Origin of the sequence: Labrenzia sp. C1B70 (genome assembly GCF_000475395.1) — a bacterium.
In the GTDB taxonomy this organism is placed as follows: Bacteria; Pseudomonadota; Alphaproteobacteria; order Rhizobiales; family Stappiaceae; genus Roseibium; species Roseibium algicola.
In genome coordinates this window covers 148,794-173,497 of sequence record NZ_AXCE01000061.1, presented here as the reverse complement: position 1 = coordinate 173,497, position 24,704 = coordinate 148,794, and the positions used below count along the sequence as shown (strand labels likewise).

The 24,704-nt window shown below is 60.5% G+C and carries 18 protein-coding genes; 15 read left to right on the top strand and 3 right to left on the bottom strand.

Annotated elements, in window-relative coordinates; all coding sequences use genetic code 11:
* Positions 1 to 49: 49 nt before the first annotated feature.
* Positions 50 to 2,029 (bottom strand): excinuclease ABC subunit UvrC, encoded by a 1,980-nt coding sequence (gene uvrC / locus Q666_RS60415; protein WP_022998054.1) that lies wholly within the window; start codon positions 2,027 to 2,029, stop codon positions 50 to 52.
* A gap of 89 nt (positions 2,030 to 2,118) precedes the next feature.
* Positions 2,119 to 3,132 carry a calcium/sodium antiporter gene (locus tag Q666_RS60410; RefSeq protein WP_022998053.1) on the bottom strand — a complete coding sequence of 338 codons (1,014 nt, stop codon included), beginning with the start codon at positions 3,130 to 3,132 and terminating at the stop codon, positions 2,119 to 2,121.
* Between the two features lie 370 nt (positions 3,133 to 3,502).
* Here Q666_RS60410 and Q666_RS60405 point away from each other — a divergent pair, with 370 nt between their 5' ends.
* The 9 genes from Q666_RS60405 to Q666_RS60370 all read left to right on the top strand — a co-directional run bounded on the left by Q666_RS60405 (position 3,503) and on the right by Q666_RS60370 (position 14,618).
* Positions 3,503 to 4,174, top strand: a complete 672-nt coding sequence (locus tag Q666_RS60405; protein WP_022998052.1) for an outer membrane protein — start codon at positions 3,503 to 3,505, stop codon at positions 4,172 to 4,174.
* 269 nt (positions 4,175 to 4,443) lie between these two features.
* Entirely contained in the window at positions 4,444 to 5,955 is a 1,512-nt protein-coding gene (locus Q666_RS60400; protein ID WP_022998051.1) for an HlyD family efflux transporter periplasmic adaptor subunit, read from the top strand.
* Between the two features lie 56 nt (positions 5,956 to 6,011).
* A complete protein-coding gene (locus Q666_RS60395; protein ID WP_022998050.1) occupies positions 6,012 to 9,191 on the top strand; it encodes an efflux RND transporter permease subunit in 3,180 nt (1,059 codons plus the stop codon).
* 134 nt (positions 9,192 to 9,325) lie between these two features.
* Complete coding sequence (locus tag Q666_RS60390; protein WP_022998049.1) at positions 9,326 to 10,330, top strand: aldo/keto reductase; 1,005 nt, start codon at positions 9,326 to 9,328, stop codon at positions 10,328 to 10,330.
* 115 nt (positions 10,331 to 10,445) lie between these two features.
* A complete protein-coding gene (locus tag Q666_RS66630; protein WP_022998048.1) occupies positions 10,446 to 10,676 on the top strand; it encodes a hypothetical protein in 231 nt (76 codons plus the stop codon).
* Positions 10,677 to 10,847: 171 nt separating this feature from the next.
* Complete coding sequence (locus Q666_RS60380) at positions 10,848 to 11,252, top strand: SxtJ family membrane protein (RefSeq protein WP_031268239.1); 405 nt, start codon at positions 10,848 to 10,850, stop codon at positions 11,250 to 11,252.
* 47 nt (positions 11,253 to 11,299) lie between these two features.
* Positions 11,300 to 11,449, top strand: coding sequence for a DUF5989 family protein (locus Q666_RS66475; RefSeq protein WP_022998046.1), 150 nt, complete (start codon positions 11,300 to 11,302; stop codon positions 11,447 to 11,449).
* Positions 11,450 to 11,453: 4 nt separating this feature from the next.
* Positions 11,454 to 13,289, top strand: coding sequence for a carbamoyltransferase (locus Q666_RS60375; RefSeq protein WP_022998045.1), 1,836 nt, complete (start codon positions 11,454 to 11,456; stop codon positions 13,287 to 13,289).
* Positions 13,290 to 13,301: 12 nt separating this feature from the next.
* On the top strand, positions 13,302 to 14,618 hold the full coding sequence (locus Q666_RS60370) for a hypothetical protein (protein ID WP_022998044.1): 1,317 nt from the start codon (positions 13,302 to 13,304) through the stop codon (positions 14,616 to 14,618).
* A gap of 234 nt (positions 14,619 to 14,852) precedes the next feature.
* On the opposite strand, the gene hisN is transcribed toward Q666_RS60370, so the two are convergent.
* Complete coding sequence (gene hisN / locus Q666_RS60365; RefSeq protein WP_022998043.1) at positions 14,853 to 15,641, bottom strand: histidinol-phosphatase; 789 nt, start codon at positions 15,639 to 15,641, stop codon at positions 14,853 to 14,855.
* A gap of 202 nt (positions 15,642 to 15,843) precedes the next feature.
* Between hisN and Q666_RS60360 the strand changes: the two genes are divergently transcribed.
* The 6 genes from Q666_RS60360 to Q666_RS60335 all read left to right on the top strand — a co-directional run bounded on the left by Q666_RS60360 (position 15,844) and on the right by Q666_RS60335 (position 24,643).
* Positions 15,844 to 16,851, top strand: coding sequence for an ABC transporter substrate-binding protein (locus Q666_RS60360; protein WP_022998042.1), 1,008 nt, complete (start codon positions 15,844 to 15,846; stop codon positions 16,849 to 16,851).
* Positions 16,852 to 16,938: 87 nt separating this feature from the next.
* The gene (locus Q666_RS60355; protein WP_031268234.1) at positions 16,939 to 17,979 is read left to right on the top strand and encodes an ABC transporter ATP-binding protein; all 1,041 of its coding nucleotides are present in this window, start codon (positions 16,939 to 16,941) and stop codon (positions 17,977 to 17,979) included.
* Complete coding sequence (locus Q666_RS60350; RefSeq protein WP_022998040.1) at positions 17,976 to 19,658, top strand: ABC transporter permease subunit; 1,683 nt, start codon at positions 17,976 to 17,978, stop codon at positions 19,656 to 19,658. The genes Q666_RS60355 and Q666_RS60350 overlap by 4 nt, the downstream gene beginning before the upstream one ends.
* Positions 19,658 to 20,410, top strand: a complete 753-nt coding sequence (locus Q666_RS60345) for a DeoR/GlpR family DNA-binding transcription regulator (RefSeq protein ID WP_022998039.1) — start codon at positions 19,658 to 19,660, stop codon at positions 20,408 to 20,410. The genes Q666_RS60350 and Q666_RS60345 overlap by 1 nt, the downstream gene beginning before the upstream one ends.
* Positions 20,411 to 20,888: 478 nt before the next feature.
* Positions 20,889 to 23,930, top strand: coding sequence for a PAS-domain containing protein (locus Q666_RS65255; protein ID WP_022998037.1), 3,042 nt, complete (start codon positions 20,889 to 20,891; stop codon positions 23,928 to 23,930).
* On the top strand, positions 23,927 to 24,643 hold the full coding sequence (locus tag Q666_RS60335; RefSeq protein WP_022998036.1) for a response regulator: 717 nt from the start codon (positions 23,927 to 23,929) through the stop codon (positions 24,641 to 24,643). Before Q666_RS65255 ends, Q666_RS60335 begins: the two co-directional genes overlap by 4 nt.
* Positions 24,644 to 24,704: the final 61 nt, after the last annotated feature.

Sequence of the window (24,704 nt, the reverse complement as noted above, 5' to 3'; positions counted from 1 at the left end):
CTTGGCTTTGGCAAAATCATTGGCCGGGAGGAGCCGCCGGCCGGACGTCCTATTCATGAAAATGGTCATAGACCAGTTTGGCAATCGCCTCGGAAATGCCGGGCACGGCGGCCAGGTCGTCGACCCCTGCCTTGGAGACGGCCTTGGCCGTGCCGAAGTGGCGCAACAGGGCCTTCTTCCGCGTCGGACCAACACCCGCGATCTCATCCAGCGGGTTCCTGGTGATGTCCTTCTTGCGGCGGGCCCGGTGGCTACCGATGGCAAAGCGGTGCGCTTCGTCGCGCAGGCGCTGGACGAAATAGAGGACGGGGTCGCGCTCGGGCAGCATGAAGGACTGCCGGCCGGGGATGAAGAATTTCTCCCGTCCGGCATCCCGGTCGGGTCCCTTGGCGATGCCGACGAGCGGGACATCGGTAATGCCGAGGCTTTCCAGCGTCTCGCGGGCCGCGGTCAGCTGGCCCTGGCCGCCGTCGATGAGCACCAGTTCCGGCCAGGCCGGTACGCCGGTATCGGCAGGCGCCGTTTCCAGTTCGCTCTCATCAGTATCCTGGAGGGCTGGGTCGACCGCCTCCGGTTTGCTGTCTTCGCGGGCGTGTTCCTTCAACAAACGGGAGAAGCGCCGCGTCAGCACTTCGCGCATCATGCCGTAGTCGTCGCCCGGGACGAGATCTTCCGACTTGATGTTGAACTTGCGGTACTGGCCCTTGGCGAAGCCTTCCAGGCCCGCAACGATCATGCCGCCCACCGCATTGGTGCCCATGATGTGGGAGTTGTCGTAGACCTCGATCCGGCGCGGTGATTGGGGCAGGTCGAAAGCTTCCGCGACGCCTTTCAGCAAACGGGCCTGGCTGGAGGTTTCCGCAAGTCTGCGGCCAAGCGCCTCGCGTGCGTTGGTCAGTGCGTGGTCGACCAGTTCCTTCTTTTCCCCGCGTTTGGGGCAGGCGACGTCGACTTTTCGGCCTGTGCGTTCGGAGAGCGCCTGCGCGAGAAGGTCCTGTTCGCTCAATTCGTGGGAGAGCAGGATCTGACGTGGAGCGGGTTTATCGTCATAGAACTGCGCCAGGAAGCTTTCCAGAATATCGGCTTCCTCGAAGGACTTGTCGGCCTTGGGGAAGTAGGCCCGGTTACCCCAGTTCTGTCCGGTGCGGAAAAAGAACACCTGCACGCAGGTCTGGCCGCCTTCCTGGTGGATGGCGAAAACGTCGGCTTCCTCGACCGACTGCGGATTGATGCCCTGATGCGCCTGAATGTGTGACAATGCCGACAGGCGGTCGCGGTAGATGGCTGCGCGCTCGAACTCCAGATCGGCGGACGCGGCTTCCATCTGCTTTGCAAGCTGGGTCTTGATCAACTGGCTGCGGCCGGAAAGGAAGGCCTTGGCCTCCGACACCAGGCCGGCGTAATCCGCCGGATCGATTTCCCCGGTGCAGGGGCCTGCACAGCGCTTGATTTGATACTGCAGGCAGGGGCGGGAGCGGTTTTCGTAATAGCTGTCCGAGCAGGTCCGGATCAGGAAGGCTTTCTGGAGTGCATTGATGGTGCGGTCGACCGCGCCTGCCGAGGCAAAGGGTCCGAAGTACTCGCCCTTGCGCTTGCGGGCACCGCGATGCTTGACGATCGCGGGGGATTCATGATCCCCGGTCACCAGGATATAGGGAAAGGACTTGTCGTCGCGCAGCAGCACGTTGAACCGTGGCCGCAGGCGCTTGATCAGGTTGGCTTCCAGAAGCAGGGCTTCCGGCTCTGTCTGGGTGACGACGAATTCCATCGACGCCGTCGCCAGGATCATGCGCATGATCCGGTTGGACTGGCCCTGCAGGCGCGTGTAGCTGGTGACCCGTTTCTTGAGACTGCGGGCCTTGCCGACGTAGAGAACCTCGCCGTTTTCGTCCAGCATCCGGTAGACGCCCGGCCCGTTGGGCAGGCGCTTGACCTCGTCGGCAATGACCTCGACACCCTTGCGTGCGGGGGCATTGCCGGTCTCCGGCGCGGATACGGCGCTTTTTTCAGAATCAGTATCGTCCTGCATGCCAGACATTTAAGCCGCGCAAGGCGATAGGGAAAGAGGCGGGTGCGGCGAAGCGGTGCTCTGCTGCCAACTGGCGGCCAAAAGTGTCTTCAGGAGGTGTGACCCAGCACATAGACGGTGGCGATATAGGCGCAATAGGCCGCGGTCATGACAGCGCCGGATATACGGCCGAGACAGATGCGCATTCCAGCCAGGATTGTCAGCAGGATCGCACAGGCCAGCATCACCCAGATATCCAGCTTGAGGACTTCCTGCGGCACGTCGATCGGCACGATGACGGCGGTGATGCCGATGATGGCAAGCAGATTGAAGACGTTGGAGCCGATGACGTTGCCAATGGCGACGGCACCATGCTGGCGAATGGCGGCCATGACCGTGGTGGCAAGTTCGGGCAAGGAGGTGCCCAGGGCGATGACGGTCAGGCCGATGACGGCTTCGCTGACGCCCCAGGAGGTTGCGATCGACGTTGCTCCGCTGATGGTGAAATGCGCACCGAGCGGCAGGCCGACCAGGCCGAGAAGAATATAGGCAAGCGCGATCCAGACGGAATCGGGAACATCCTCAACCTCGTCCAGGCCATCATCGTCTTCCATCGGGATATCTGCAGCGGCGGCGCCCGCGGATGCCGCGGCGATGGCTTTCTGCTCTTTCCTGTGCTTCTGCGCCATCATGGTGGAGGCTGCAAGGAAGACACCGAGCAGTGCCAGAAGAATGAGGCCGGCGGTCAGGCCGATGGGCGTGAAGAAACAGAGCGCCATGAAAACAATGGTGACTGCGACCATGAACAGCGCGTTGCGCGTTGCGCCGGTTTCACCACACGGGGTTGCCGCAATCAGCGCGGGCATGCCCAGAACCAGAAGCACGTTGGCGATGTTGGAACCGACCACATTGCCGATGGCGATGCCGCCGGCGCCTTCCAGCGCGGCTTTCAGGGAAATGACCAGTTCGGGAGCAGAGGTGCCGAAGGCGACGATGGTCAGACCGATGACCAGATTGGGAATGCCCAGACGCTGCGCAATACCGACCGAACCCCTGACCAAGACATCGCCTGCGATAATCAGAACAACAAGTCCGCCTGCGAGGCTGATGTAGTCAAAGAGCATTTACGAATTTCCGGTTCGGGTCAGTTTCAATCTTCGAAGGCGGCTTCAATGTGGCAGCGCCAAAGTTCAACTTGGCGCCTTATACGCAATAGATCGGTGAGGGGAAAGCCGCGGACAAGGATCTTTCTACCGGCCAAATGGGGTTCCTGAATGCAAATTGCAATTGTCTTTACGGGTCTTTCATCCTGTCAGAATGTTGCCTCCATTTGTCATCAAAACTCCCCATTCTCAATCCTGATCCGCCACAAACGATCTCCATATCTTGTCATTGGGGGAGAGTGAGGACGCGGCTTTATACCCGTCCAACTCGCAACTGGCCGGCAATTTCCGGCCAACGCACTAATGGATAAAGTGGATCTGGAGTACTCAAATGAAACGTCTTGCACTTGCTGGCATGGCCCTGACAGCCGCGACGGTCGCATCGGCGCCTGTCCTGGCTGCGGATTTGCCGCAGTCGCCGGCACCGGCCTATGAGGCGGTTCCGGCTCCGCAACAGAGCATCGATTGGACCGGCCTTTATATCGGTGGCAATCTCGGATGGGCTTTCGGCCAGTTCGACAACAAGGCCGGCAACAACACCGGGCTTGGAGTGGATGCGAACGGCATCGCCGGCGGTCTTTACACCGGTTACAATTTCCAGGTGACGCCGAACATCGTGGTCGGCGCGGAAGCCGACTTCAGCCTGACCGACCTGGAAAAGTCCAAGTCCAACGGTGGCCTGACCCTGCGGTCCAAGTCTGACTGGAACTCCAACTTCCGTGGCCGTGTCGGTTACGCCTTCGACCGTTACATGGTCTATGGCGCCGGCGGTCTGGCAATTGCCGACCTGGAAGTTTCCGGCAATGGCGACACGGACAGCAAGACCGCCCTGGGCTGGACCCTTGGCGCAGGTGGCGAAGCAGCCATCACCAACAACATCAGCGCCAAGCTGGAATACGTCTACCAGGATTTCGGCGAACAGGATTTCAACCTGAACGGAACCGGCGTGAGCTCGGATTTCAACAATTCGCAGGTTCGCATGGGCATTGGCTACAAGTTCTAAGCCAGCCTCCCGGCCGATACGGAAAACCCGGTACCGCAAGGTGCCGGGTTTTTTCTTGTCTGCTTTCCGGGTGTCTTCGGCCGGCTGCGGCAAAGAGAAACGGCTGACGGGCGAACAGGCGGCCGGCGTATACAAGACGATACAAGTCGTTACAAGCTTTTCAGAATTTCGCCCCAGTACCGTGTTAGTTAAGGAACCTGACGTTAAGTGCCGGTGCCCGGGTGACTTCCCTACAACCCGCTAGCCCGGCCCTTCAGGTGGAGAGGCGAATGCGGTTTCTGATGCGCGGACTTGTCGGTCTGGCATTGATGGCGATCATGATCGGGTTTGCCGGTTTTGGCGGCTACCGTCTGTATACTGCCATGACGGCAGAAGAGACCGCGCAGCGACGTCCTGCCCGCGAACGCAGCTATTCGGTCAATGTCGCCGAGCTGACATCGCAAACGGTCGCGCCTGTCACGACTGCCTACGGCCAGGTGGAAAGCTGGCGGACGCTGGAACTCAGGGCCAGCTCGGAAGGCAGGCTTGTCGAGGTTGCCTCCAAGTTTCGCGACGGTGCCGCCGTCGCAAAGGGCGAACTGCTGCTGAGGATCGATCCGGCCAATGCGGAATTCCAGGTGCTGGACGCGGAAGCGGCCCTTGCCGATGCCGAGGCCCAGAAGGCGGAAGCCGCGGAAGCCATTGTCGGTGCCGAGCAGGAACTGGAAGCAGCCCGGCGCCAGCTGGACTTGCGCAAGCAGGCGCTGGAGCGTCAGCAGCAGCTGAGGGACAAGGGGTATTCCACGGCCGTACAGGTCGAGACCGAAGAACTGGCCGTCGCCTCCCTTGAACAATCGCTCAGCAATCGCCTGCAATCGGTCATCACTGCACGCAAGCGCATCGAGCGGATGGACCTGACGGTCAAGCGAGCCCGGCTCGCTCTGGACGATGCCAGGCGTACCCTGGAGGAAGTCACTCTGACGGCCCCCTTCACCGGTTATTTGTCTGAGGTCAACGCCACGCTGGGGCGCCGCGTCAGCTCTTCGGAGACGCTGGCCCTGTTGATCGATCCGGCGGCGCTGGAAGTTCGTTTCTCGCTGTCGACCGACGAATTTTCCCGGCTGCTGGATACCAGCGGAAGTCTGGTCAAGGCACCCGTCACTGCAGTCCTGCAGCTGGGAGGCCGGTCCATCGAAGTTCCAGGTACCATTGACAGGGCCGCGGCCGTGGTCTCTGAAGGCGAAGCGGGGCGGACGCTGTTTGCGACGCTGGATCTGGAGCCGGGTACGGTGCTGCGGCCGGGCGACTTCGTGAAGGTGAATGTGCTTGAACCGGAGCTGACCCGTGTCGCGAAGGTGCCTTCGGCGGCGCTGACGGAAGACGGCCGCATGCTGATCGTTGGCGAAGGGGATCGGATCGAGGAAATCAAAGCGACGATCCTGCGCCGGATGGGCAATGAAGTCATCGTGGCCAATGTCCCCTTTGGCGCTGATTACGTGCGTGAGCGCTTGCCGCAGCTTGGCACCGGTCTGAAGGTTACTCCCCGGCGCAACACCGGGGGGCAGGATGACCCGCAACCTGACGAGCCAGCGACGGCGCAGGCGCTGGAAGCGGGCGAAGCGCGTCTCTCCGGCGACCTGGTTGCGCTGGAACCTGAACGACGCGCGGCGCTGATCGATCAGTTGAACAGGTCCGACATGCCGGAAAACCGCAAGGCCAGGCTGCTTGCCCTTCTGAACAAGCCAATGGTGCCGAAAGAGCTGATCGAACGGCTGGAGCATGGCGGCGGTAACAGCGGCTGAACACCGCTGTAAACCCTGTCACATCCGACCTGATATTCTGATTGGAGTGTCCCGACATGCGTTCTCCTGGCGGATCGCAATTTGCCTCGCTGCTGGACTACATGGTCCGGCACCGCACAGCGGCGAACCTGCTACTGGCCATGATGCTGATCAGCGGGTTCGCGGCTTCGACGCAGATCCGGACGCAGTTCTTTCCCGATTTTGTCCGCGAGGAAGTGGACGTCGTCGTCAATTGGTCGGGCGCCGGGCCTGAGGATCTCGACCGGGCCGTTGTCGAAATCCTGGGGCCGCAGCTACTTGCCATCAACGGTGTCGACGAAGCCACATCCGTTGCGCGCGAGGGCCGGGCGAGCATCGAACTGGAGTTCGAGGACGGCTGGGACATGGGCCAGGCAACCGACGAGGTGAAGGCCGCCGTCGATCAGGCCCGCTCCAGTCTTCCCGAAGGCATCGACGAACCGGTGGTCACCCGCAGCGTCTATTCCGACCGGGTGACAGATGTCGTCATGTATGGGCCGGTCGATATCGACCAGCTTGCCCGCTTTGCCGAAGATCTCCAGACCGTCTTTTTCCGCCAGGGCGTCACGCGGGTCACCATTCGAGGACTGGAAGACCCGATCATCCGGGTGAATGTCGGCGAGAACATGCTGGTGCGGCATGGTCTGACGCTTGCCGAAATCGCTGACGTTGTTTCGGCGGAGATGGAAACGACGCCCGCAGGCGATGTCGCGGGCAGTTCCGCCCGGCTGCGTACCGGCCAGACCCGGCGCAGCGAGCAGGAGCTGGGAGAGATTGTTCTGAAAGCGCCCTCGCAAGGGGAAAAGCTTGAGCTGCGGTCCGTTGCCGACATTGTCACCGAAGGGGTGGAAAGCGGCCGGGCCTATTATCACAAGGGCATGCCGGCGGTGGTTCTGAGGGTCAGCCGCAGTGCCCAGGGAGACACAATCGAGATCCAGCGGGCCGTGGAGCGGATCACAGCGGACTTCCAGCACACCCTTCCAGAAGGTGTTGTCGTTCAGCTGACCAACACCCGCTCGCAGGCGATCATCGACCGGCTAGACATCCTGGTCGAAAACGGCATCTTCGGGCTGGCCCTGGTGCTGTTGTTCCTGTTCCTGTTTCTTTCAGCCAGAACGGCCTTCTGGGTGGCTGCCGGAATTCCGGTGGCGATGGCCGCCACGATCGGCCTGATGTATGTCTTCGGGATCACGCTGAACATGATCTCAGTGTTCGCGCTGATCATCTGTCTCGGCATCGTCGTGGATGACGCCATCGTGGTCGGCGAGCATGCCGACTTCCTGCACAGGCGCGGCTATTCGCCAGCGGAAGCCGCCAGTCTTGCGGCAAGGCGCATGACGGCACCGGTCTTCTGCGCCTCCATCACCACGCTGATTGCCTTTGTCGGGCTGGTTGCCATCGGTGGGCGCTTCGGCAGTCTTGTCGCCGATATTCCCTTTACGGTGTCGGTGGTGTTGATTGCCAGCCTGGTGGAATCCTTCCTCATCCTGCCGGCCCACATGAACCACGCGCTGAAGGCCAGCAAGAAGAAACACTGGTTCGACCTGCCCAACCGCCTGTTCAACCGGGGCTTCGTCTGGTTTCGGGAAAAGCTGTTTCGCCGGTTCGTCGGCTGGGTTCTCGCCGTGCGGTATCCGGCTATCGGCTTTGCGCTGATGGTCCTGGCGCTGTCGCTCACCTTGGTTTTCGACAAGTCGGTTCGCTGGCGGTTCTTCAACGCGCCGGAACAGGCGGTGGTTTCCGCCAGCATTGCCATGATGCCCGGGGCAAAACGCGATGACACCAAGGCGATGATTGCGGAGATGGAACGCGCGCTTGACGTGGTCAACCAGCGATACAGCGAGCAATACGGCGCCGAACCGGTGGTCTTTGCGCTCTCCACCGTTGGCGCTACGGCAGGGCGCGGCCTTATGGGGGCAGATACCAAGGACGCCGACCAGCTTGGCGGCATTTCCATAGAACTGCTCGACCCCGACCTTCGGCCCTATTCGGCCTTTCAGTTCATCGGCGACTGGCGCGAGGAGATCATAAATCCGCCGCTTCTGGAAACGCTGGCCCTGCGCGGCGAGCGCTCAGGCCCGGGGGGCGACGCGATCGACATCAAGCTCTACGGCAACTCCACGGAAAACCTGAAAGCCGCTGCAGAAAGCCTGAAGCAGTCTCTGGCGCCTATGGAAGGCGTCAGCGCGCTGGAGGATACGCTGGCCTATGACAAGCCGGAGCTGAACCTGACGCTGACACCGCGCGGCGAAGCCCTTGGCTTCACCACGGAGGAAATCGCCCGCATTCTGCGCAACCGGCTGGAGGGCATCGAGGTTGCCGAGTTTCCGATCGGCAGGCGAACGGCAACGGTGAAAGTGCTGTTGCCGGATGAGGAAACGGATGCCGCGTTTCTCTATTCAACGCGGGTGCGTACCGATGCCGGCACTTATGTTTCCCTGAGCGAGATTGTCAGTATCGACAGCACCTACGGCTTTGCCTCGGTCCGCCGCAGCGACGGGCTGCGCACGCTGCGGGTCTTCGGGGATGTATCGGAGGACAATCCGGCAGCCGCTGCCCGAGTGACCGACATGCTGCAGAACGAGCTTCTGCCACAGCTTGCCGCCGACTATGACGTCGAAAGCGAGATGAGCGGGCTGGCGGAGCAGGAACGTTCGTTCCTCTCCGATGCGCTGATCGGCTTTGCCATGTGTCTGGCCGGCATCTACCTGGTGCTGTGCTGGATCTTCGAATCCTGGACCCGGCCGCTGATGATCATGATCATCATTCCCTTCGGCTGCGTCGGTATGATCTGGGGCCACTACCTGCACGGTATTCCGCTGTCGATGTTCTCCGTGGTCGGTTTCATCGGCATGGCGGGCATCATCATCAACGACAGCATCGTGCTGGTGACCACTATCGACGAATACGCCAAGGACCACCCCTTCCGGCAGGCAGTGGTCAACGGTGTTTGCGACCGGTTGCGGGCGGTCGTGCTGACGACTGCAACGACGGTGTTCGGCCTGGCGCCGCTCCTGTTCGAGACCAGTCGCCAGGCCCAGTTCCTGCTGCCGACAGTCATCACGCTGGCCTACGGGCTGGGCGTCGGGCTGTTCCTTGTCATCCTTCTGGTGCCGGCTCTGCTGGCGGTGCAGAAGGATTTCGGTCAGGCGATCACCAGTGGCAGGCGGCTGCTCAAGCTTCGAGGCAGGACGCCGCTTTCCGGTGGACAGGCGTGACCGCAGGGGGAGGGTGCAGTGATGGACTGGAGCAAAGCCTGAAACCGGATCGGAACACCTGATCCAATCCCGACGTCTTACCAGAAAAGTATCTGATCAAGGTCAGTTCAATCAATCGTGGAAGGAGACACGCATTGGACCGTCGTTGGCTGGGCGATCGTGCCCTGTCTGTGCCCGTTCTCAGCTTGGGGACGGCGAGTTTCACGTCCGGGCCATGGTCCGGCAATGATGCGGGTGCAGCCCGGCGTCTTGTCGACATCTGTCTCGACGAGGGGCTGAACATGTTCGACACCGCGGACGTCTATGCCGGCGGAAATGCCGAAATGGTGCTCGGGCAGGCAATCAACGGGCGCCGGGACAAGGTGATCATCTCCACGAAGGCGGGTTTGCGGACCGGGGCGGGCGAACATGACGTGGGCAGTTCACGCAGCCACCTGCTGACTGCTGTCGAGGGAATGCTGAGCCGTCTGCGCACCGACTATATTGACCTGTTCCAGCTCCATGCGTTTGACGCAATGACACCGGTCGAAGAGACCATGGAGGTGCTGGATGACCTGGTGAAAGCGGGGAAGGTTCGGCACCTGGGTGTCTCGAACTATGCCGGCTGGCAGTTGATGAAGTCTCAGGCTGCGGCACGATACAATGGTTGGCAGCCGCTGGTGGCGCACCAGGTGTATTATTCGCTCATCGGCCGCGATTACGAATTCGAATTGATGCCACTGGGCCTGGACCAGGGCGTTTCAGCCCTGGTGTGGAGCCCGCTTGGGTGGGGGCGCCTGAAGGGTGGTGGGAAGCATGCTTCAGCAGGCCGACACAAGGACGCAACCCCGAACTATGCACCGCCTCTTTACGACGAGGCCCTTCTGGAGCGCGTACTTGCAGCGTTGGGGGAGGTGTCTCGTGACACGGGCAAAAGCGAAGCCCAGGTCGCACTGAACTGGCTTCTGCAGCGGCCGACCGTGGCAAGCCTCATCATCGGCGTTAGCAGCGAAGCTCAGTTGCGCAACAACATGGAGGCCACCGGCTGGGAGCTGGCTGCCGAACATATGCGTCTGCTTGACGAAGCCAGCACCACTCCCGTTCCCTATCCGTATTGGCACCAACGCGCATTCCCGGAACGCAATCCGCAACCGGTCTGATCATCGTTCCATCCCATGCCCAAACGGCGGGGGAGGGAACGTCCTAAGTGGATTAGAAGGGGCAGAGTGCGACCATTTCACATGCCGGTTTTCGGTAGCATGCCGAGGCCATGCCATGCGGCCTGATCCCGCTGCCAAGGGCATGAAACCTGCCGAAATGCTCGATGAGCTGGATCGGTCTATACACCTTGCAATCAAGGGGTATCTGATGCCCAACAATCAGAACAGGAAACTGGTCGGCGGCAACATCCACAGCGTCTGGGGACCAACCCACAAAGCCCCCGGCCTAGGTTGCTTCAAGGCCTGCTTGCAAGCAGGCCGGTTCGCGGCTTTGTACTTCGCTTGAGCCCTATGGCTCATGCCTCCCAGGTTATCAATCCGGGTTTACGCAGTGGATCCCTCTTTCGATTTGTGCAAAACCACATCATGTGCTTAATTTTTACGCGAATATTAACTGGGGACTAACCCCGTCGATTTTGATATATATAGTACAGGTTGTTTACCTGTGTGGTTCCAAATGAGTGATCATCAGTTCAATACCTCGGTCAGGATGGGCTCCGAACGGAATTTCGGGCTGGTCTTCGCCGTGGTCTTTTTGCTGATCGGGCTGTGGCCGGTCACTGGTGGCGCCGCGCCGCGATGGATTTTGCTATCCCTTGCGGCAGTTTTTATTGCCCTTGCCATGTTTGCGCCGCAGAGCCTGCGCCTACCCAACAGGTTGTGGTTCAAACTGGGTCTGCTGCTTGGTGCCGTGATGGCGCCGGTGGCGATGGCGGTTGTCTTTCTTTTAATCTTCATTCCCATCGGTCTTGCGATGCGAGCCAGCGGGAAGGATCCGCTTTCAAGGAAAGTGGATCCGAATGAAAAATCTTATTGGATTCCCAGAACCGACCAGCCGAAGTCCATGAAACTGCAATATTAGGACAAAAATACCGGCACGGTTCCCAGACAAAGCAAGGAATTGCCTCTATGTCGATGATCGCCGAATTGTGGGGTTTTCTGCGTGATAGGCGGAAATTCTGGCTTTTGCCAGTTTTCATTGTACTGGCGATTTTCGGAGCGCTGATCGTGCTCAGCCAGGGCTCGGCGGTCGCCCCCTTCATCTATGCGCTGTTCTAGACCAGTGACCGCGATCCTGGGGATCTCGGCGCTGTATCACGACAGCGCCGCTGCACTGCTGGTCGATGGCCGGATCGTGGCCGCCGCGCAGGAGGAGCGCTTTACCCGGCGCAAGCACGATGCGGGCTTTCCCGCCCATGCCATCGCCTACGTGCTGGACGAGGGCGGGCTGGACCTTGCCAGCGTCGATCACGTCGCGTTCTACGACAAGCCCTTCCTGAAGTTCGAGCGCTTGCTTGAGTCCTATCTGGCCTATGCCCCGCGCGGTTTCAATTCGTTTCGGATGGCGATGCCGGTCTGGCTGCGCGAGAAACTGTTCCTGAAGGATCTGCTGAAGCGAGAACTGAGCCTTTTCGAACCGGGCTTCTCCGTGGACAAGCTGCTGTTCGCCGAACATCACATCAGCCATGCCGCCAGTGCCTTCTACTCGTCACCCTTCGAAGAGGCGGTGGTGCTGACCATCGACGGGGTGGGGGAATGGGCGACGACCACGGTCGCGATCGGACGCGGCAAGGATCTGGAAATTCAGCGCGAACTGCATTTTCCGCATTCGCTGGGCCTGCTCTATTCCGCCTTCACCTATTACACCGGCTTCAAGGTGAATTCCGGCGAATACAAGGTGATGGGGCTGGCCCCCTATGGGCAACCGCGATTTCGCGACCTGATGCTGGATCGGATCGTTGATGTAAAGCCGGACGGCTCGTTCCGGCTGGATCAGCGTTATTTCAACTATGCGGCGGGTCTGACCATGACCAGCAAGGCCATGGAGGACCTGTTCGGCCACTCTGTGCGCCAGCCCGAGACGGAACCGCTGACACAGTTCCACATGGATATCGCCGCCTCGGTCCAGGCCGTGACCGAGGAGATCCTGCTGCGCATGACCCGCGCGCTGGCGCAGGAATACGGGATCCCCTCGCTGTGCCTTGCCGGCGGGGTGGCGCTGAACTGCGTGGCCAATGGCAAGATCTTGCGCGACGGCGCCTTTCGCGACATCTGGGTGCAGCCGGCGGCGGGCGATGCCGGGGGCGCGCTCGGGGCAGCGCAGGCCGCTTGGCATATGGAACTGGGCCAGCCCCGAAAGGCGCAGCCCGGCGATGCCATGCGGGGTGCCTATCTGGGGCCAGCCTTCGACGACGACCGGATCGCGGCGGATCTGACAGCGGCGGGGGCCAGCTTTACCCGGCTGGACGAGGGTGAGATCCTGGCCCGCAGCGCGCAGGCTCTGGCGGATGGCAAGGCCGTAGGCTGGTTTCAGGGACGGATGGAATTCGGGCCGCGCGCCCTTGGCAACCGGTCTATCCTTGGCGACCCGCGCTCGGGCTCCATGCAGAAGTTGCTGAACCTCAAGGTGAAATACCGCGAGAGCTTCCGGCCCTTCGCGCCCTCTGTCCTGCGCGAGCATGTCAGCGAGTGGTTCGATCTGGACGGGGACAGCCCTTACATGCTGTTGGTCGCCGATGTTGCCGAACGTATCCGGCGCCAGATGACGTCCGAGGAGCAGGCTCTTTTTGGCATCGACAAGCTGAACATCCGCCGCTCGGACATCCCCGCCGTGACCCATGTCGATTATTCGGCCCGCGTGCAGACCGTGCATCGCGACACCAACCCGAAATATCACGCGCTGATCTCCGCCTTTCACGACCTGACCGGCTGCCCGCTGCTGGTCAATACCTCGTTCAACGTGCGCGGAGAACCGATCGTCTGCACTCCGACCGACGCCTTCCGCTGCTTCATGGGCACCGGGATCGAGATGCTGGTCGCCGGCAATTGCCTGCTGGAGAAAGAGGCGCAGGACGCCTCACTGCACGAGAATTACGAAAACATGTACGAACTGGACTGACCGGAGGAGCCCTTGCACATCTTCGGCCGCCATCGCCGGATCGCTACCATCTTGTGCCTGATCCCGGCGGGTTACTTCCTGCTGACCGCGATCTTTGCGCTGGTGCATTTTGACGATTTCGCCTCAGACCTGCCCAGGCTGCTGCGTTATGTACTGGGGCCGCTGGCGATTGCCGCGCTGCTGGTTGGCTGCGCCTGGCTGCTGTCGCCCGACAATGCGCTGACGATGGGGATTACAGCCTGCTCGATCCTGGCCGGGATGTTCATGTTCGAGGGGTACATGCGCTGGCATAACCTGCCGCAGCGGATGGGGCTGGCCGGGATCGTCGATGGCGGAACCGATCTGGAGCGCTATGGCGGCGCCATGCCTCCGGCCTATACGATCAAGGCCCTGAATGCCAAGTTGGGGACCGAAACTCTGGCCGAGGCGGTGCTGGCCGGGACGCCCGGAGCCGAGATGCTGCTGTGCAGCCGTATGGGCGTGCCGGTCACGACACGGATCGACAGTTACGGTTTTCGCAATCCGCAGCCGGAAACCGTCGCACCGGTCGATCTGATGATCCTCGGCGATTCCTTTGCCGAGGGGATTTGCCTCGACGATGGCCAGCATTTCGTCGACCAGATGCGTGCGGGCGGGGCTTCGATCCTGAACACTGCCAGCCGGGGCGCAGGCCCCTTGTATGAACTGGCGGTCCTTGGCCGATATGGCCCGCATTTTCGCCCCCGCATCACCGTTCTGGCCTTTTTCGAGGGGAACGACTGGGAAAACCTGTCCGTTGAAACAGAACAGCCGTGGCTGCACGAGGCCCTGGCGCCGGAGGCCGATTTCGGCCCGATCGAGTTGGATGCGGCGCGGCGCGCGGACGCGGCCCGGATCATTGCCGGCTGGTGGCAGGGCACTGCTGCCACTCTGGAGGAATATCTGAGCCGCCGGGCCTATTTGCGCAATTTCCTCGCCCTTCAGGAAACCGCCAGCATCCTGGGGCTGCACTACCCCAAGGCGGCCAGCGACAACCCGGTTTTCGAGCAGATCCTGCATCGCATGAAGCAGATCGCGGATGGCTGGCAGGGGCGGGTGGTGGTGGTCTATATCCCCGCTCTCGACCAGTTCGGTGGGGTGTTTCCGCATGGCTTTCTCAGCGCTCCCCTACGCGAGAATGTGGCGCGCGCAGCCGAGAGCGCAGGGCTGGGTCTGATCGACCTGACCCCGACCTTTCGCGACTATCCCTCGCCGCTGGGTCTTTATGCGCCGGATGCGCATCTGAATGCCGAAGGCGCGGCGCTTGCCGCCGGCACGATCATGGCCGATCCGCTGATGACCCTTCCCTGACCCAACCTTGCCGAGTGGACGCTTGGTGCCGCGATGCCGTCGTTTTCCGCGCCGTGGTTGCCGAACTTTGCACATGGCCGTGCACCACCCCTCCAGCGTCGGAATGCCCTGTTTCTGACAACGGCGTTGACAGGCAGCCTCGTCATGTCTCCCGGGCTGACGACGCCGGCACGAGCGCAAGATCTGATTTGGGACGGCGCAGGGGCGACAGCCCAGGGCACTGTCGAAGGCGGGTCAGGACAAGGCGGCGAGGGCTTCTGCGTGCAGTGTGGCGTTGGCCGCGGCGAGAACCTGACCTTCAGAGTGCAGGCCCAGCCTTTCACCTTTCCAGTCGGTGATCACGCCTCCCGCACCCTCGATAACCGGAATGAGGGCCATGTAATCGTAGGGATGCAGATTCATTTCGAACACCAGATCAATGTGGCCTGAAGCCAGCAGTCCGTATCCGTAGCAGTCGCCCCCGAAGCGGCGCATGGCGACCTTGCTTGAGAGTGCCTCGAACTGCGCGCGTCCCTCGGTGTCGAACGTGTCGGGCGTGGTCGTGTAAAGGATCGCGTCGGCCAGTCGGTGCCTGCCACTTGTGCGGCAAGGTTCATCATTGAATGTTGAGGGTTCACCACGTCGCCCCGTCCAGCGTTCGCCGGTCGGCGGTATCGAGATGATGCCGAGTTCCGGTGTCCCGTTGAAAAGGCAGGCAATGAGCGTGCCGAAGGTCGGCATCCCGGAAACAAAACTCTTCGTCCCGTCAATCGGGTCGAGCACCCAGAGGTATTGGGCATCCAGACGTGCGTCCTCGTGCTCTTCGCCAAGAATGCCATGGGCCGGGAACTCTTTGAGGATGCTTTCACGCATCGCGGCCTCGATGGCGCGGTCAGCCTGCGTGACCGGGGAAAGGTCGGCCTTTTGTTCCACGTCCAATGGCTTGCGGAAGTAGGTCATCGCCATGGCGTCGGCCACGTTGGCGAGCCCGTCGGCAAAACGCGCCAGCATCTCCGTTTCGGGCGGCGTCGTGGAGCTTTGCATGGGTTTTCCTTGTCTGCGGGGAAGCTGGCAACGATGGTCAGCCGGCAAATTAACTCTAGACAAAATCCACAAAAATGCAAGACTACACAAATATCCCCAGAACCGCGAACAGAGGACGCGGCAATGACAAAGGGTCTCGGGAGGATCCGATCCGGGGCAGGCACTGGCACACGAACACGTGGATCAACAAGGAGAGACGACAATGAAGACCTGGACGAAATTCACCTTGGCTTCGCTGTTTGCCGTCGGCATGACGGCAACAGCCTCTGCCGACGAAATCACCGTCTACACTGCGCTTGAGGAAGAAGAGATCGCGGCCTACATCGAGGCCGCCCAGAAGGCGATGCCCGATACCGAGATCAATGTGCTGCGCCTGTCCACGGGCAAGCTGGGCGCGCGTCTTCTGGCAGAAGCGGGCAACCCGCAAGCCGACGTGATCTGGGGCTGGGCCGTCAGCGCCATGATGGATCCCCAGATCCTGGAGATGCTGGAACCCTACGCAGCCAAGGGCGTCGATGTTCTGCCTGCCTCCTTCCGTGGTGAAGATGGCAAATGGTTTGCTCCGATCGGCTACATGGGCGCGTTTTGCGTGAACACGGCACGGCTTGAGGAAAAGGGCCTGCCAATGCCGAAGAGCTGGAAGGATCTCGAGAACCCGGACTTCAAGGGCGAGATCCTGATGCCGGACCCGAATTCTTCCGGGACCGGATACCTGCACGTCAATGCGGTTCTGCAAACCATGGGTGACGAGGCTGGCTGGGCACAGCTCGAAGCCGTCGATCCGAATATGGCACAATATACTTCATCCGGTTCCAAACCCTGCAAGTCCGCACGCGTCGGCGAATACACCGTTGGTATCTCTCTGGCATTCACCGCGATGCAGTCCATCGAGGAAGGTTATCCTCTGGCAATGGTCTTCCCCGAGGAAGGCGTTGGATATGAACTGGAAGCATCCGGCCTGATGGAAAGCTCCGACAACAAGGATGCGGCAAAGGCCTTCCTCGACTGGACGATGTCTGACGAGGCAATCGGTCTCTACCAGCAGTACAAGGCGCTGATCACGGTTCCGGGTGTCGATGCTTCGCAAGCGGCTGAAAAAGCGGGCCTGCCGGCTGATATTTCGACCGTCCTGGCGAAAATCGATTTCGTCACCGCGGCCAAGAACCAGACGGCCGTGAAGGAAACCTGGAAAGAAAAACTGGGCCGCTGATCGTGCCCGCGGCAGCTCCGGCTGCCGCCAGAAGCGCGCGGGGCTTCACTGGAGGCCCGCGCACCTTTGACAGGAGACCGATCCGCCGTGTACTTGACCGTCCGTAACGCCACCAAGACCTTCGGGGCCTTCAAAGCGCTCGACAATGTCTCGATCGAGATCGATCGACGGGAATTCGTTTGCCTGCTGGGTCCCTCCGGCTGTGGCAAGACGACACTCCTTCGGCTGATCGCCGGCCTGACGGAGCTGAACAGCGGCGAAATCCTTCTGGAGGGGACTGCGCTTTCGAACCTTCCCGCACGCAAGCGAGGCTTCGGGATCGTCTTCCAGTCCTACTCGCTCTTTCCCAACATGACAGTGGCCGAAAACATCGGTTACGGGCAGAAGATCCGTGGTACGCCGCGATCGGAGATTTCACGGCGCGTGACGGAACTTCTGGAGCTGGTGAAGTTGCCGCAGGTCGCCGGCAAGTTTCCCGGTCAGTTGTCCGGCGGGCAGCAGCAGAGGATTGCGTTGGCACGGGCAATCGCCGTCGACCCGCGCGTCTTGCTGCTGGACGAACCGCTTTCGGCGCTGGATGCGAAAGTCCGGGCCGAACTGCGAGACGAAATCCGCCATGTTCAGCGTTCGCTCGGCATTCCAACCTTGATGGTGACACATGACCAGGAAGAGGCACTGGCGCTGGCGGACAAGATCATCTGCATGAACCATGGTGTCGTGGTGCAGGCCGGCACGCCGGAAGACCTCTACCATCGACCGGCGACGCGCTTTGTGGCGGACTTCATGGGGATCAGCAATCTCGTTTCTGCTGCCCCGATCCGGCGTGAATACCCGGATCTGATGGCAAAGTGGCCGGGGGGATCGGGGACGGAGCATGTTGCCTGCATTCGCCCTGAACAGATCAGTCTGACCCCGGCGCGGGACGGCAACGCCACGGTGCGCAGCATCAGTTTCCTTGGCAATCTCAGACGGCTTGAGGTCGACAGCGCGATCGGCCCGCTGGTTGTCGAGACCCACGGGTATAATTCCTGTCACGAGGGCGAACGCGTGAACCTGAGCATTCCACCGGAAGCCTGCACCTGGGTGGCTGACGACATCACCCACCAGCCTGCCGAGACCGCCGCATGAGCGGTGTGGAAACGATGACCACGCCAGCGCGCAAACAACTGGATGCAGACCGGCTGCTCACACTTGTTTGCGTTGGGCTGCCGCTGATTGGGCTCGTCCTCTTTTTTCTCTACCCGATGGTGATCGTGTTCCTGCGTTCCCTGACGGTTGACGATGGTTACGGGTTTGCCAACTACACGAGGGTTCTGGGGTCGACGGGGTTCTGGCGTGCGACCGAACATTCCCTGATCATGGGGGCTGCCACCACAGTTCTCAGCGTCTTCCTTGGTTTCATCATCGCGCATGGGCTCTATCGCTGCGCTTTCCGGGGCAAGTGGCTGATCCGCGGCGTGATCGTCCTGCCGCTGCTCGCTCCCTCTCTCGTACAGGCGCTCGGGCTGATCTTCCTTCTGGGACGCAACGGCGTCATCAGCCGTGCCCTGGGTGTCGAGATCGAAATCTATGGCTTCTGGGGGCTGTTGATCGCCAACACTCTTTATGCCTTGCCGCAGGCGGTGATGATTATCGGCGCGGCGCTGGTCCTGCTGGACGCGCGTGTTTACGAAGCTGCGGAAGTCATGGGGGCTTCGCCGTCACGCCAGTTTCGCGACCTGACCTTGCCCGCGGCGCGCTTCGGGATACTCAACGCGGCTTTCGTCTGCTTCACAATCACGATCACCGATTTCGGCAACGCGGCGGTGATCGGCGGGGACTACTCGGTTCTGGCGACCGAAATCTACTCTCAAGTGGTCGGCCAGCGGAATTTCAACATGGGAGCTGTCGTCGGCATCATGCTGTTGTTGCCGACGGTGGTTTCCTATGCGATCGAGCGTCAGGCGATGAAGCGGCAACAGGTCGGACAGATGGCTGGCCAGGTGCCGTATCGGCCCTCCTTCGCACCCGTGCGCGACCCGGTCATGGCGTTCCTGTCGCTTCTGGTCTGCACCGGCATCGTCGCGGTTATCGGCATTGTCGTCTACGCAAGCTTTGTCACCTTGTGGCCTTACAACATGGCGCTGTCGTTCAAGCACTACGACATCACATTGGCCGGGGGGTATTCCTCGCTCTGGATGACCATCGTGATATCGCTCATGGCGGCGTCGGGAGGCACGCTTGCCGTCTTCCTCCTGTGCCTTGGGCTGCGCCGCCTTCCGCGCAGCGTGGCCCAGCCCATCCAGATGCTGGCCGCCATGCCGGCCGCAGTGCCCGGGATGGTCCTGGGGCTTGCCTATATCCTGACTTTCAACTCAACCGCGACGCCGCTCTACCTTCTCTATGGGACGGCGGCCCTCATCGCGATCATCAACTTCTACCACTACCACACGCAGGGTTTTCTGACGGTGATGACCGGTTTTCGCCAGTTGCCCCGGGCGCTCGAGGAAGCTGCAGACAGTCTTGGAGCTGGAATGGCAAGGACGGCCGTCGATATCGTCGCGCCGTTCATTGCCCCAATGCTCGTTTCAGTGTTCTTTTTCCTGTTCATGCGGTCCATGGTAACCCTGTCGGCAGTCGTCTTCCTCACCACGCCTGACCTGAGTGTCGCGGCTGTCACCATCATGCGGCTGGACGATGCCGGTCTGACTTCGCAGGCGGCAGCCTTTTCCACCTGTGTGATGGCGGTCGTGTGTATTGCGCTTTTGAGCATGAAGGGAACGCTGGTGCTGATGGGACGAGGCAACCGGAGCAAGGTGCGGACCTGATGTGGGCGAAAGAACGTCACCGGCTCATCCTGTCCATGCTGAGTGCGAGCCAGCAGGTGAGCGCCAACGATCTTGCGCAGATGCTGAACGTCTCTCGCGAGACGGTGCGCCGCGATTTGCTGGACCTCGAAGAGTCTGGACAGGTCAGCCGCGTCCATGGCGGCGCGGTCTTGCCCGAGCCGCGTTCCGAGGAGCCCTTCCGACAACGGATGACGACGCAGATCCGGGCAAAGTCGGAGATTGCCCGCAAGGCTGCCGGACTGATCCAACCCGGACAGACGATCCTTGTGGACGCGGGCACCACTACAGCCCTGTTTGCCCGCGAACTGGCCAAGCTGTCGGATCTGTCGGTGATCACCAACTCGATTGATATTGCCACCACGCTGCAAGGGGCTGGCAAGGATGTGCTGCTGCTCGGTGGACGGATGGCGGCCGACGTCCCTTCGACGGTCGGCGAACTCACCTTGTCTGAAATCCGCCGTTTCCGTGTCGACCTGTGCTTTTCGGCTCCGGTTGGGGTGCATCCGGTCAAGGGTGCGTTCTTCTACGACCTGCAGGAGGCCGAAATCTCCAAAGCCATGGCGGCACAGGCGCAGCAGACGGTTATTCTGGCCGACCAGAGCAAGCTTGGAAAAACCAGCAGGGTTCAGGCCTTGGAGGCCGGAGAGATCGGCAGGCTTGTGACAAACAGGGCAGCAACTGAAGAGCAGGTAGCGGCCTTCCGCCAAGCGGCCATAGACGTAATGGCTTGAGAAGCGAAAACCGCTCGATAGACACGACCCGATTGCACAACGCGGTACAGATTTTCTGCACTCGCGCCTGGTTCGGCAAACTGAAACCTCTATTCAATGTCGTCTTCGTTCAGCTCTGGTGGAGGGAACGGCCATGGCGACATGGGGGATCGACACCCGCATCACGTTGCCGCTTCGCCCCATTCATCCCCAGCCTGCGTTACTCCCGACCGGATATCGACAGCCTTGATATCGAAAGCCCATGGTTTCAGCTTCCCGGCTCCATCCATTTTCAGGTCCTCAAGGAAGGGGGGTGAAAGTTCCAAATGGGTCAGCCAGGCTGGACAACGGGCAATGTTCCATCCCGGTTTGCGGGCCCTCGACGCTTGCGACATGATACAATTGATACAAACGGCAAGGCCAAACTGAAAAGAAGCTTACGTAGAAATGAGGTCCGGCCTGCCGCCCTTGCCGAGGCGTTGATACAAAGTGAGATCCAATGTTGCTTCAAGACGGAGCGAGTGCTTCTGAAAGTGAAGCCGATAGAAACCGGATCCAGCTGCTCATGGAAGAAGCTGTCGAGGCGCTGAGCGATGGCTTCGTGCTCTACGACAGTGACAGAAGGCTCGTTTTCGCAAACAAACGCTATGCGGAGATGCTGGGTCCGCACAAGGATCTGCTTGTGCCGGGCGCGCGGCTTGACGATATCGTCGGCAGCGCTGTCGGCAGTGGGCACATTTCCTTCGTTCGCAGCCCTGAAGGCGGTTTGCCTGGTGTCCTGGAAACCCTGGCAGCCAGGGGAAAACTGAAGATCGAGATCAAGGTTGCCGACGGCAGCCAGCACAAGATCTATCTCAAGCATCTGAAAGACGGCAGCATTGTCGTGAAGGTTCGCGACATCACGGAACAGCGGACCGCAGAGGCGCGTGCAAGAGAGATCCTTTACGGCGCGGTTGATGCCGTCGACGTTGGTATCGCGCTCGTCGATGATGATGACCGGCTGGTGTTTGCCAACAAGAAGTTTCGGGAGATAGGCGACCCGGACGGGAGGCTTTTCGTCCCCGGCCGTGCGATGCGCGACATCCATGGCGAGGCCATAGCATGCGGCCTGATCCCGCTTCCGGGGGGCATGAAACCCGCCGAAATGCTCGATGAGCTGGATCGGCTTATACGCCTTGCCATCAAGGGGTATCCGATACCCAACAATCAGAACAGGGAACTGGTTGGCAGCGCCTACGAGACAAATCTGAAAGGACGGCTGCTCACGATTGAAGACGTCACGGATCGCGTCAGGGCGGAGCGGCGCTTTACGACCGCGGTTGAACGGTTGCCGGTTGGCATCGCCTTTGAAGGGCCGGACGGGCAGTTCACGCATTGCAATGATGCGTTTGCAGCGCCCTTTCACCTGAACGCGGCCGAAATTCTAAAGCTGTCGGATATTGAGCGGATCGACTTGCTGGCACCGCAGATATCGATGGTTGCCGGTCAGGAAGTAGGTGACCGCGCGGCTGAGCTATTCACCGCTGCGGTCAAGCAGCAGCGCGAGACGCTGGAACCCATGGAGGTTCGCTTCTGGGATGGCCGGCACTACCGTGTCGAGCGAGCCATCTCCGAACACAACAGCCGCGTTGTCGTGGTCACCGACATCACCGCCTTGAAAGAAACCGAGGCCAGAAGCCTGGCCACCCTGAATGATGCCATTCAATCTCTCGATGAGGGGTTGGTGCTCTTCGACAAGAGCCTCAATTTCGTGCTCGGGAACCGGCTCTGGTACGAAATGTACTTCAGTGAACTGGCGCCGCCCGTTGCCGGGGAGAACATTCTCACCATCCTGGGCCGGTTGATCGACAACGGCATCGTTCTTGTTCCCGAAGGCGAAGACAAGACGTCCTATATGTGCGAGCTGACGCTTCTGGTGAAATCCTACCAGAAGAAGCAGGCCATCCATCTTGCCGGTGGACGTATTCTGCTGGCGTCAGCCCACAGAACCGAACTGGACGGGTACCTCGTCTCCTTTATCGACGTGACCGAGCAGCGACGGGCCGAGGAAGAGCAGCGCGAGGCGGATCTGCTTCTGCACAAGATCGTCGAGGCCTGCCCGGCAAACTTTCTCGTCTCCCGCATCGAAGATGGAAAAATCATCTACTGCCCGCCTGCTTCACGAGAGCGGTTCGGCGATATCGACACGACCCTCAATTTCTTCTTGAAGCCGGAGGATCGGGAGCGGTATCTGGAAGCGCTCTTGCCGACGGGAACACTTGATGATTACCGGGTTCAGTTCCGCAGGGCCGACGGTTCAATCATGGAAGGCATCACCGCCGCCCGCGTGACCGACTACAAGGGTGAGAATGTCATCGTGTCCTCCACAAGGGACATTTCGGACCTTCTGGCCATGCAGGAGGAATTGCAGAAACAGCGTGACATTGCCCACCAGAACGAAAAACTGTCCGCCCTGGGTGAGCTGCTTGCCGGTGTCGCACACGAACTCAACAATCCCCTTTCCATCGTTACCGGTTACGCCCAGATGCTTCAGGGAAAGCTCAAGGACCCGGTTCTGGAAAAGCGCATCGACCGCATCGCGGAGGCTGCCGACAGAAGCGCGCGGATCGTCAGGGCTTTCCTGTCCATGGCGCGCCAGCGACCGGCAAATCTGGAACCGTGTACGCTGAACGAAATCGCCTCGGTTGCCCTTGATCTTGCCGGCTACGGGCTGCGCTCCAACGGAGCCAGGATTGAGACGGAGTTTGATGAGGATCTTCCTTCAATCCTCGGCGATACGGACCAGCTGGTCCAGGTCGTTACGAACCTCATTATCAATGCGGAACACGCCCTTTCGCCGCTTGGCGAAGACGCGGTGCTTGTGCTGCGGACGTTCCACGACGGAAGAGACGGCCAGGCAGTCCTTGAAGTCCGGGACAATGGTCCGGGGATGACGAAGGAAATCAGGGACCGCATCTTCGAGCCGTTTTTCACGACAAAGGACGTGGGTGAGGGGACAGGTGTCGGCCTGGCATTCTGTCACCGGGTTGTCGACACCCATGAAGGCACTCTCGAAGTCAGTTCATCCGTTGGCAAGGGGACGAGTTTCTTCGTGCGGCTGCCCGCAATGGAAACTGAGGCTTCAATTGACACCTCGCAGGCCCAGCCAGGCGGAACGCATCACCGCAAACGGGTGTTGGTCGTTGATGACGATGTCGCGGTCAGCGAACTCGTTTGTGACCTGCTGGCAGATCTCGGATGCCAGGCAGTACAGGAAACCAGCGCACGCAAGGCTCTTGCGCGCCTGTCTCACACACCCGTCGATCTGATTATCAGCGACTACAAGATGCCGGGCATGGACGGTGCCGCATTTTACAACAGCCTGATCGGGTTATCGCCCGGTTACAAGGATCGTATCGCCTTCATGACGGGCGATGCCATGGGGAAGTCCGTTCAGACATTTCTGATCGAAAGCGAGCGCCCCTACATTGAAAAGCCCATTTCCAAGAAGGATCTGGCTTGTTTGTTAAATCAACTGGACAGCAGGAAAAACACATCATGAGCGGGGCTCCGGGTGCGAAGCAAATTTTGGTCTGTGACGACGAACCTCATCTTCGCGAAATGGTTGCCGAGTATCTCGCCGAGCGCGGCTATGATGTTGTTGAGGCGCCGAACGCCAACGACATGAAACGGCTTCTGGAGAGCCTGGAACCGGCGCTGATCATTCTGGACGTGAACATGCCTGGTACGGATGGTCTGACCGCGTTGCGTGACCTTCGAACCACCTCGACCGTGCCGGTAATCATGTTGACCGCAGCAAGTGACGTGATCGACCGCGTGGTGGGGCTGGAAATGGGAGCCGACGATTATGTCGGCAAACCTGTCGACCTGCGCGAACTGGAGGCCCGGATCAAGGCCGCACTGAGGCGCAGAAGTTTTGACGAGACAAGTGCGCAGCAGAAGGATCGGCAAGCAGGCACAGTTCCCTTTGGTACCTGCCGTCTGGATCTGGACGGGGCGAGGCTGATCGGTGGCGACGGTCAGGAAATTGCGATTACGTCGATGGAGTATCAGCTGCTCAGGGTGTTCGTCGAGAACCGAGGGCGCGTTCTCAACCGGGACCAGTTGCTGGAACAGGCACACGACAAGGGCTGGGAACCTTTCGATCGTTCGATCGATCTGCGTATTTCAAGGCTGCGCCGCAAGATAGAACTCAATCCCACAAAACCCGAGACCATCAGAACGGTCCGTGGGTTGGGCTACGTCTTCAATTAAGTGCTCTTCCCGGCGACCCGGGAAACTCCTTAAGCTGTGATACCTGCCGCAAATTCCAGTT

Bases quoted from the DNA above. Each gene is read 5' to 3' on its own strand.
- uvrC (WP_022998054.1), bottom strand. From the start codon at position 2,029: ATGCAGGACGATACTGATTCTGAAAAAAGCGCCGTATCCGCGCCGGAG.
- Q666_RS60410 (WP_022998053.1), bottom strand. From the start codon at position 3,132: ATGCTCTTTGACTACATCAGCCTCGCAGGCGGACTTGTTGTTCTGATT.
- Q666_RS60405 (WP_022998052.1), top strand. From the start codon at position 3,503: ATGAAACGTCTTGCACTTGCTGGCATGGCCCTGACAGCCGCGACGGTC.
- Q666_RS60400 (WP_022998051.1), top strand. From the start codon at position 4,444: ATGCGGTTTCTGATGCGCGGACTTGTCGGTCTGGCATTGATGGCGATC.
- Q666_RS60395 (WP_022998050.1), top strand. From the start codon at position 6,012: ATGCGTTCTCCTGGCGGATCGCAATTTGCCTCGCTGCTGGACTACATG.
- Q666_RS66630 (WP_022998048.1), top strand. From the start codon at position 10,446: ATGCGGCCTGATCCCGCTGCCAAGGGCATGAAACCTGCCGAAATGCTC.
- Q666_RS60380 (WP_031268239.1), top strand. From the start codon at position 10,848: ATGAGTGATCATCAGTTCAATACCTCGGTCAGGATGGGCTCCGAACGG.
- Q666_RS66475 (WP_022998046.1), top strand. From the start codon at position 11,300: ATGTCGATGATCGCCGAATTGTGGGGTTTTCTGCGTGATAGGCGGAAA.
- hisN (WP_022998043.1), bottom strand. From the start codon at position 15,641: ATGCAAAGCTCCACGACGCCGCCCGAAACGGAGATGCTGGCGCGTTTT.
- Q666_RS60360 (WP_022998042.1), top strand. From the start codon at position 15,844: ATGAAGACCTGGACGAAATTCACCTTGGCTTCGCTGTTTGCCGTCGGC.
- Q666_RS60350 (WP_022998040.1), top strand. From the start codon at position 17,976: ATGAGCGGTGTGGAAACGATGACCACGCCAGCGCGCAAACAACTGGAT.
- Q666_RS60345 (WP_022998039.1), top strand. From the start codon at position 19,658: ATGTGGGCGAAAGAACGTCACCGGCTCATCCTGTCCATGCTGAGTGCG.
- Q666_RS65255 (WP_022998037.1), top strand. From the start codon at position 20,889: ATGTTGCTTCAAGACGGAGCGAGTGCTTCTGAAAGTGAAGCCGATAGA.
- Q666_RS60335 (WP_022998036.1), top strand. From the start codon at position 23,927: ATGAGCGGGGCTCCGGGTGCGAAGCAAATTTTGGTCTGTGACGACGAA.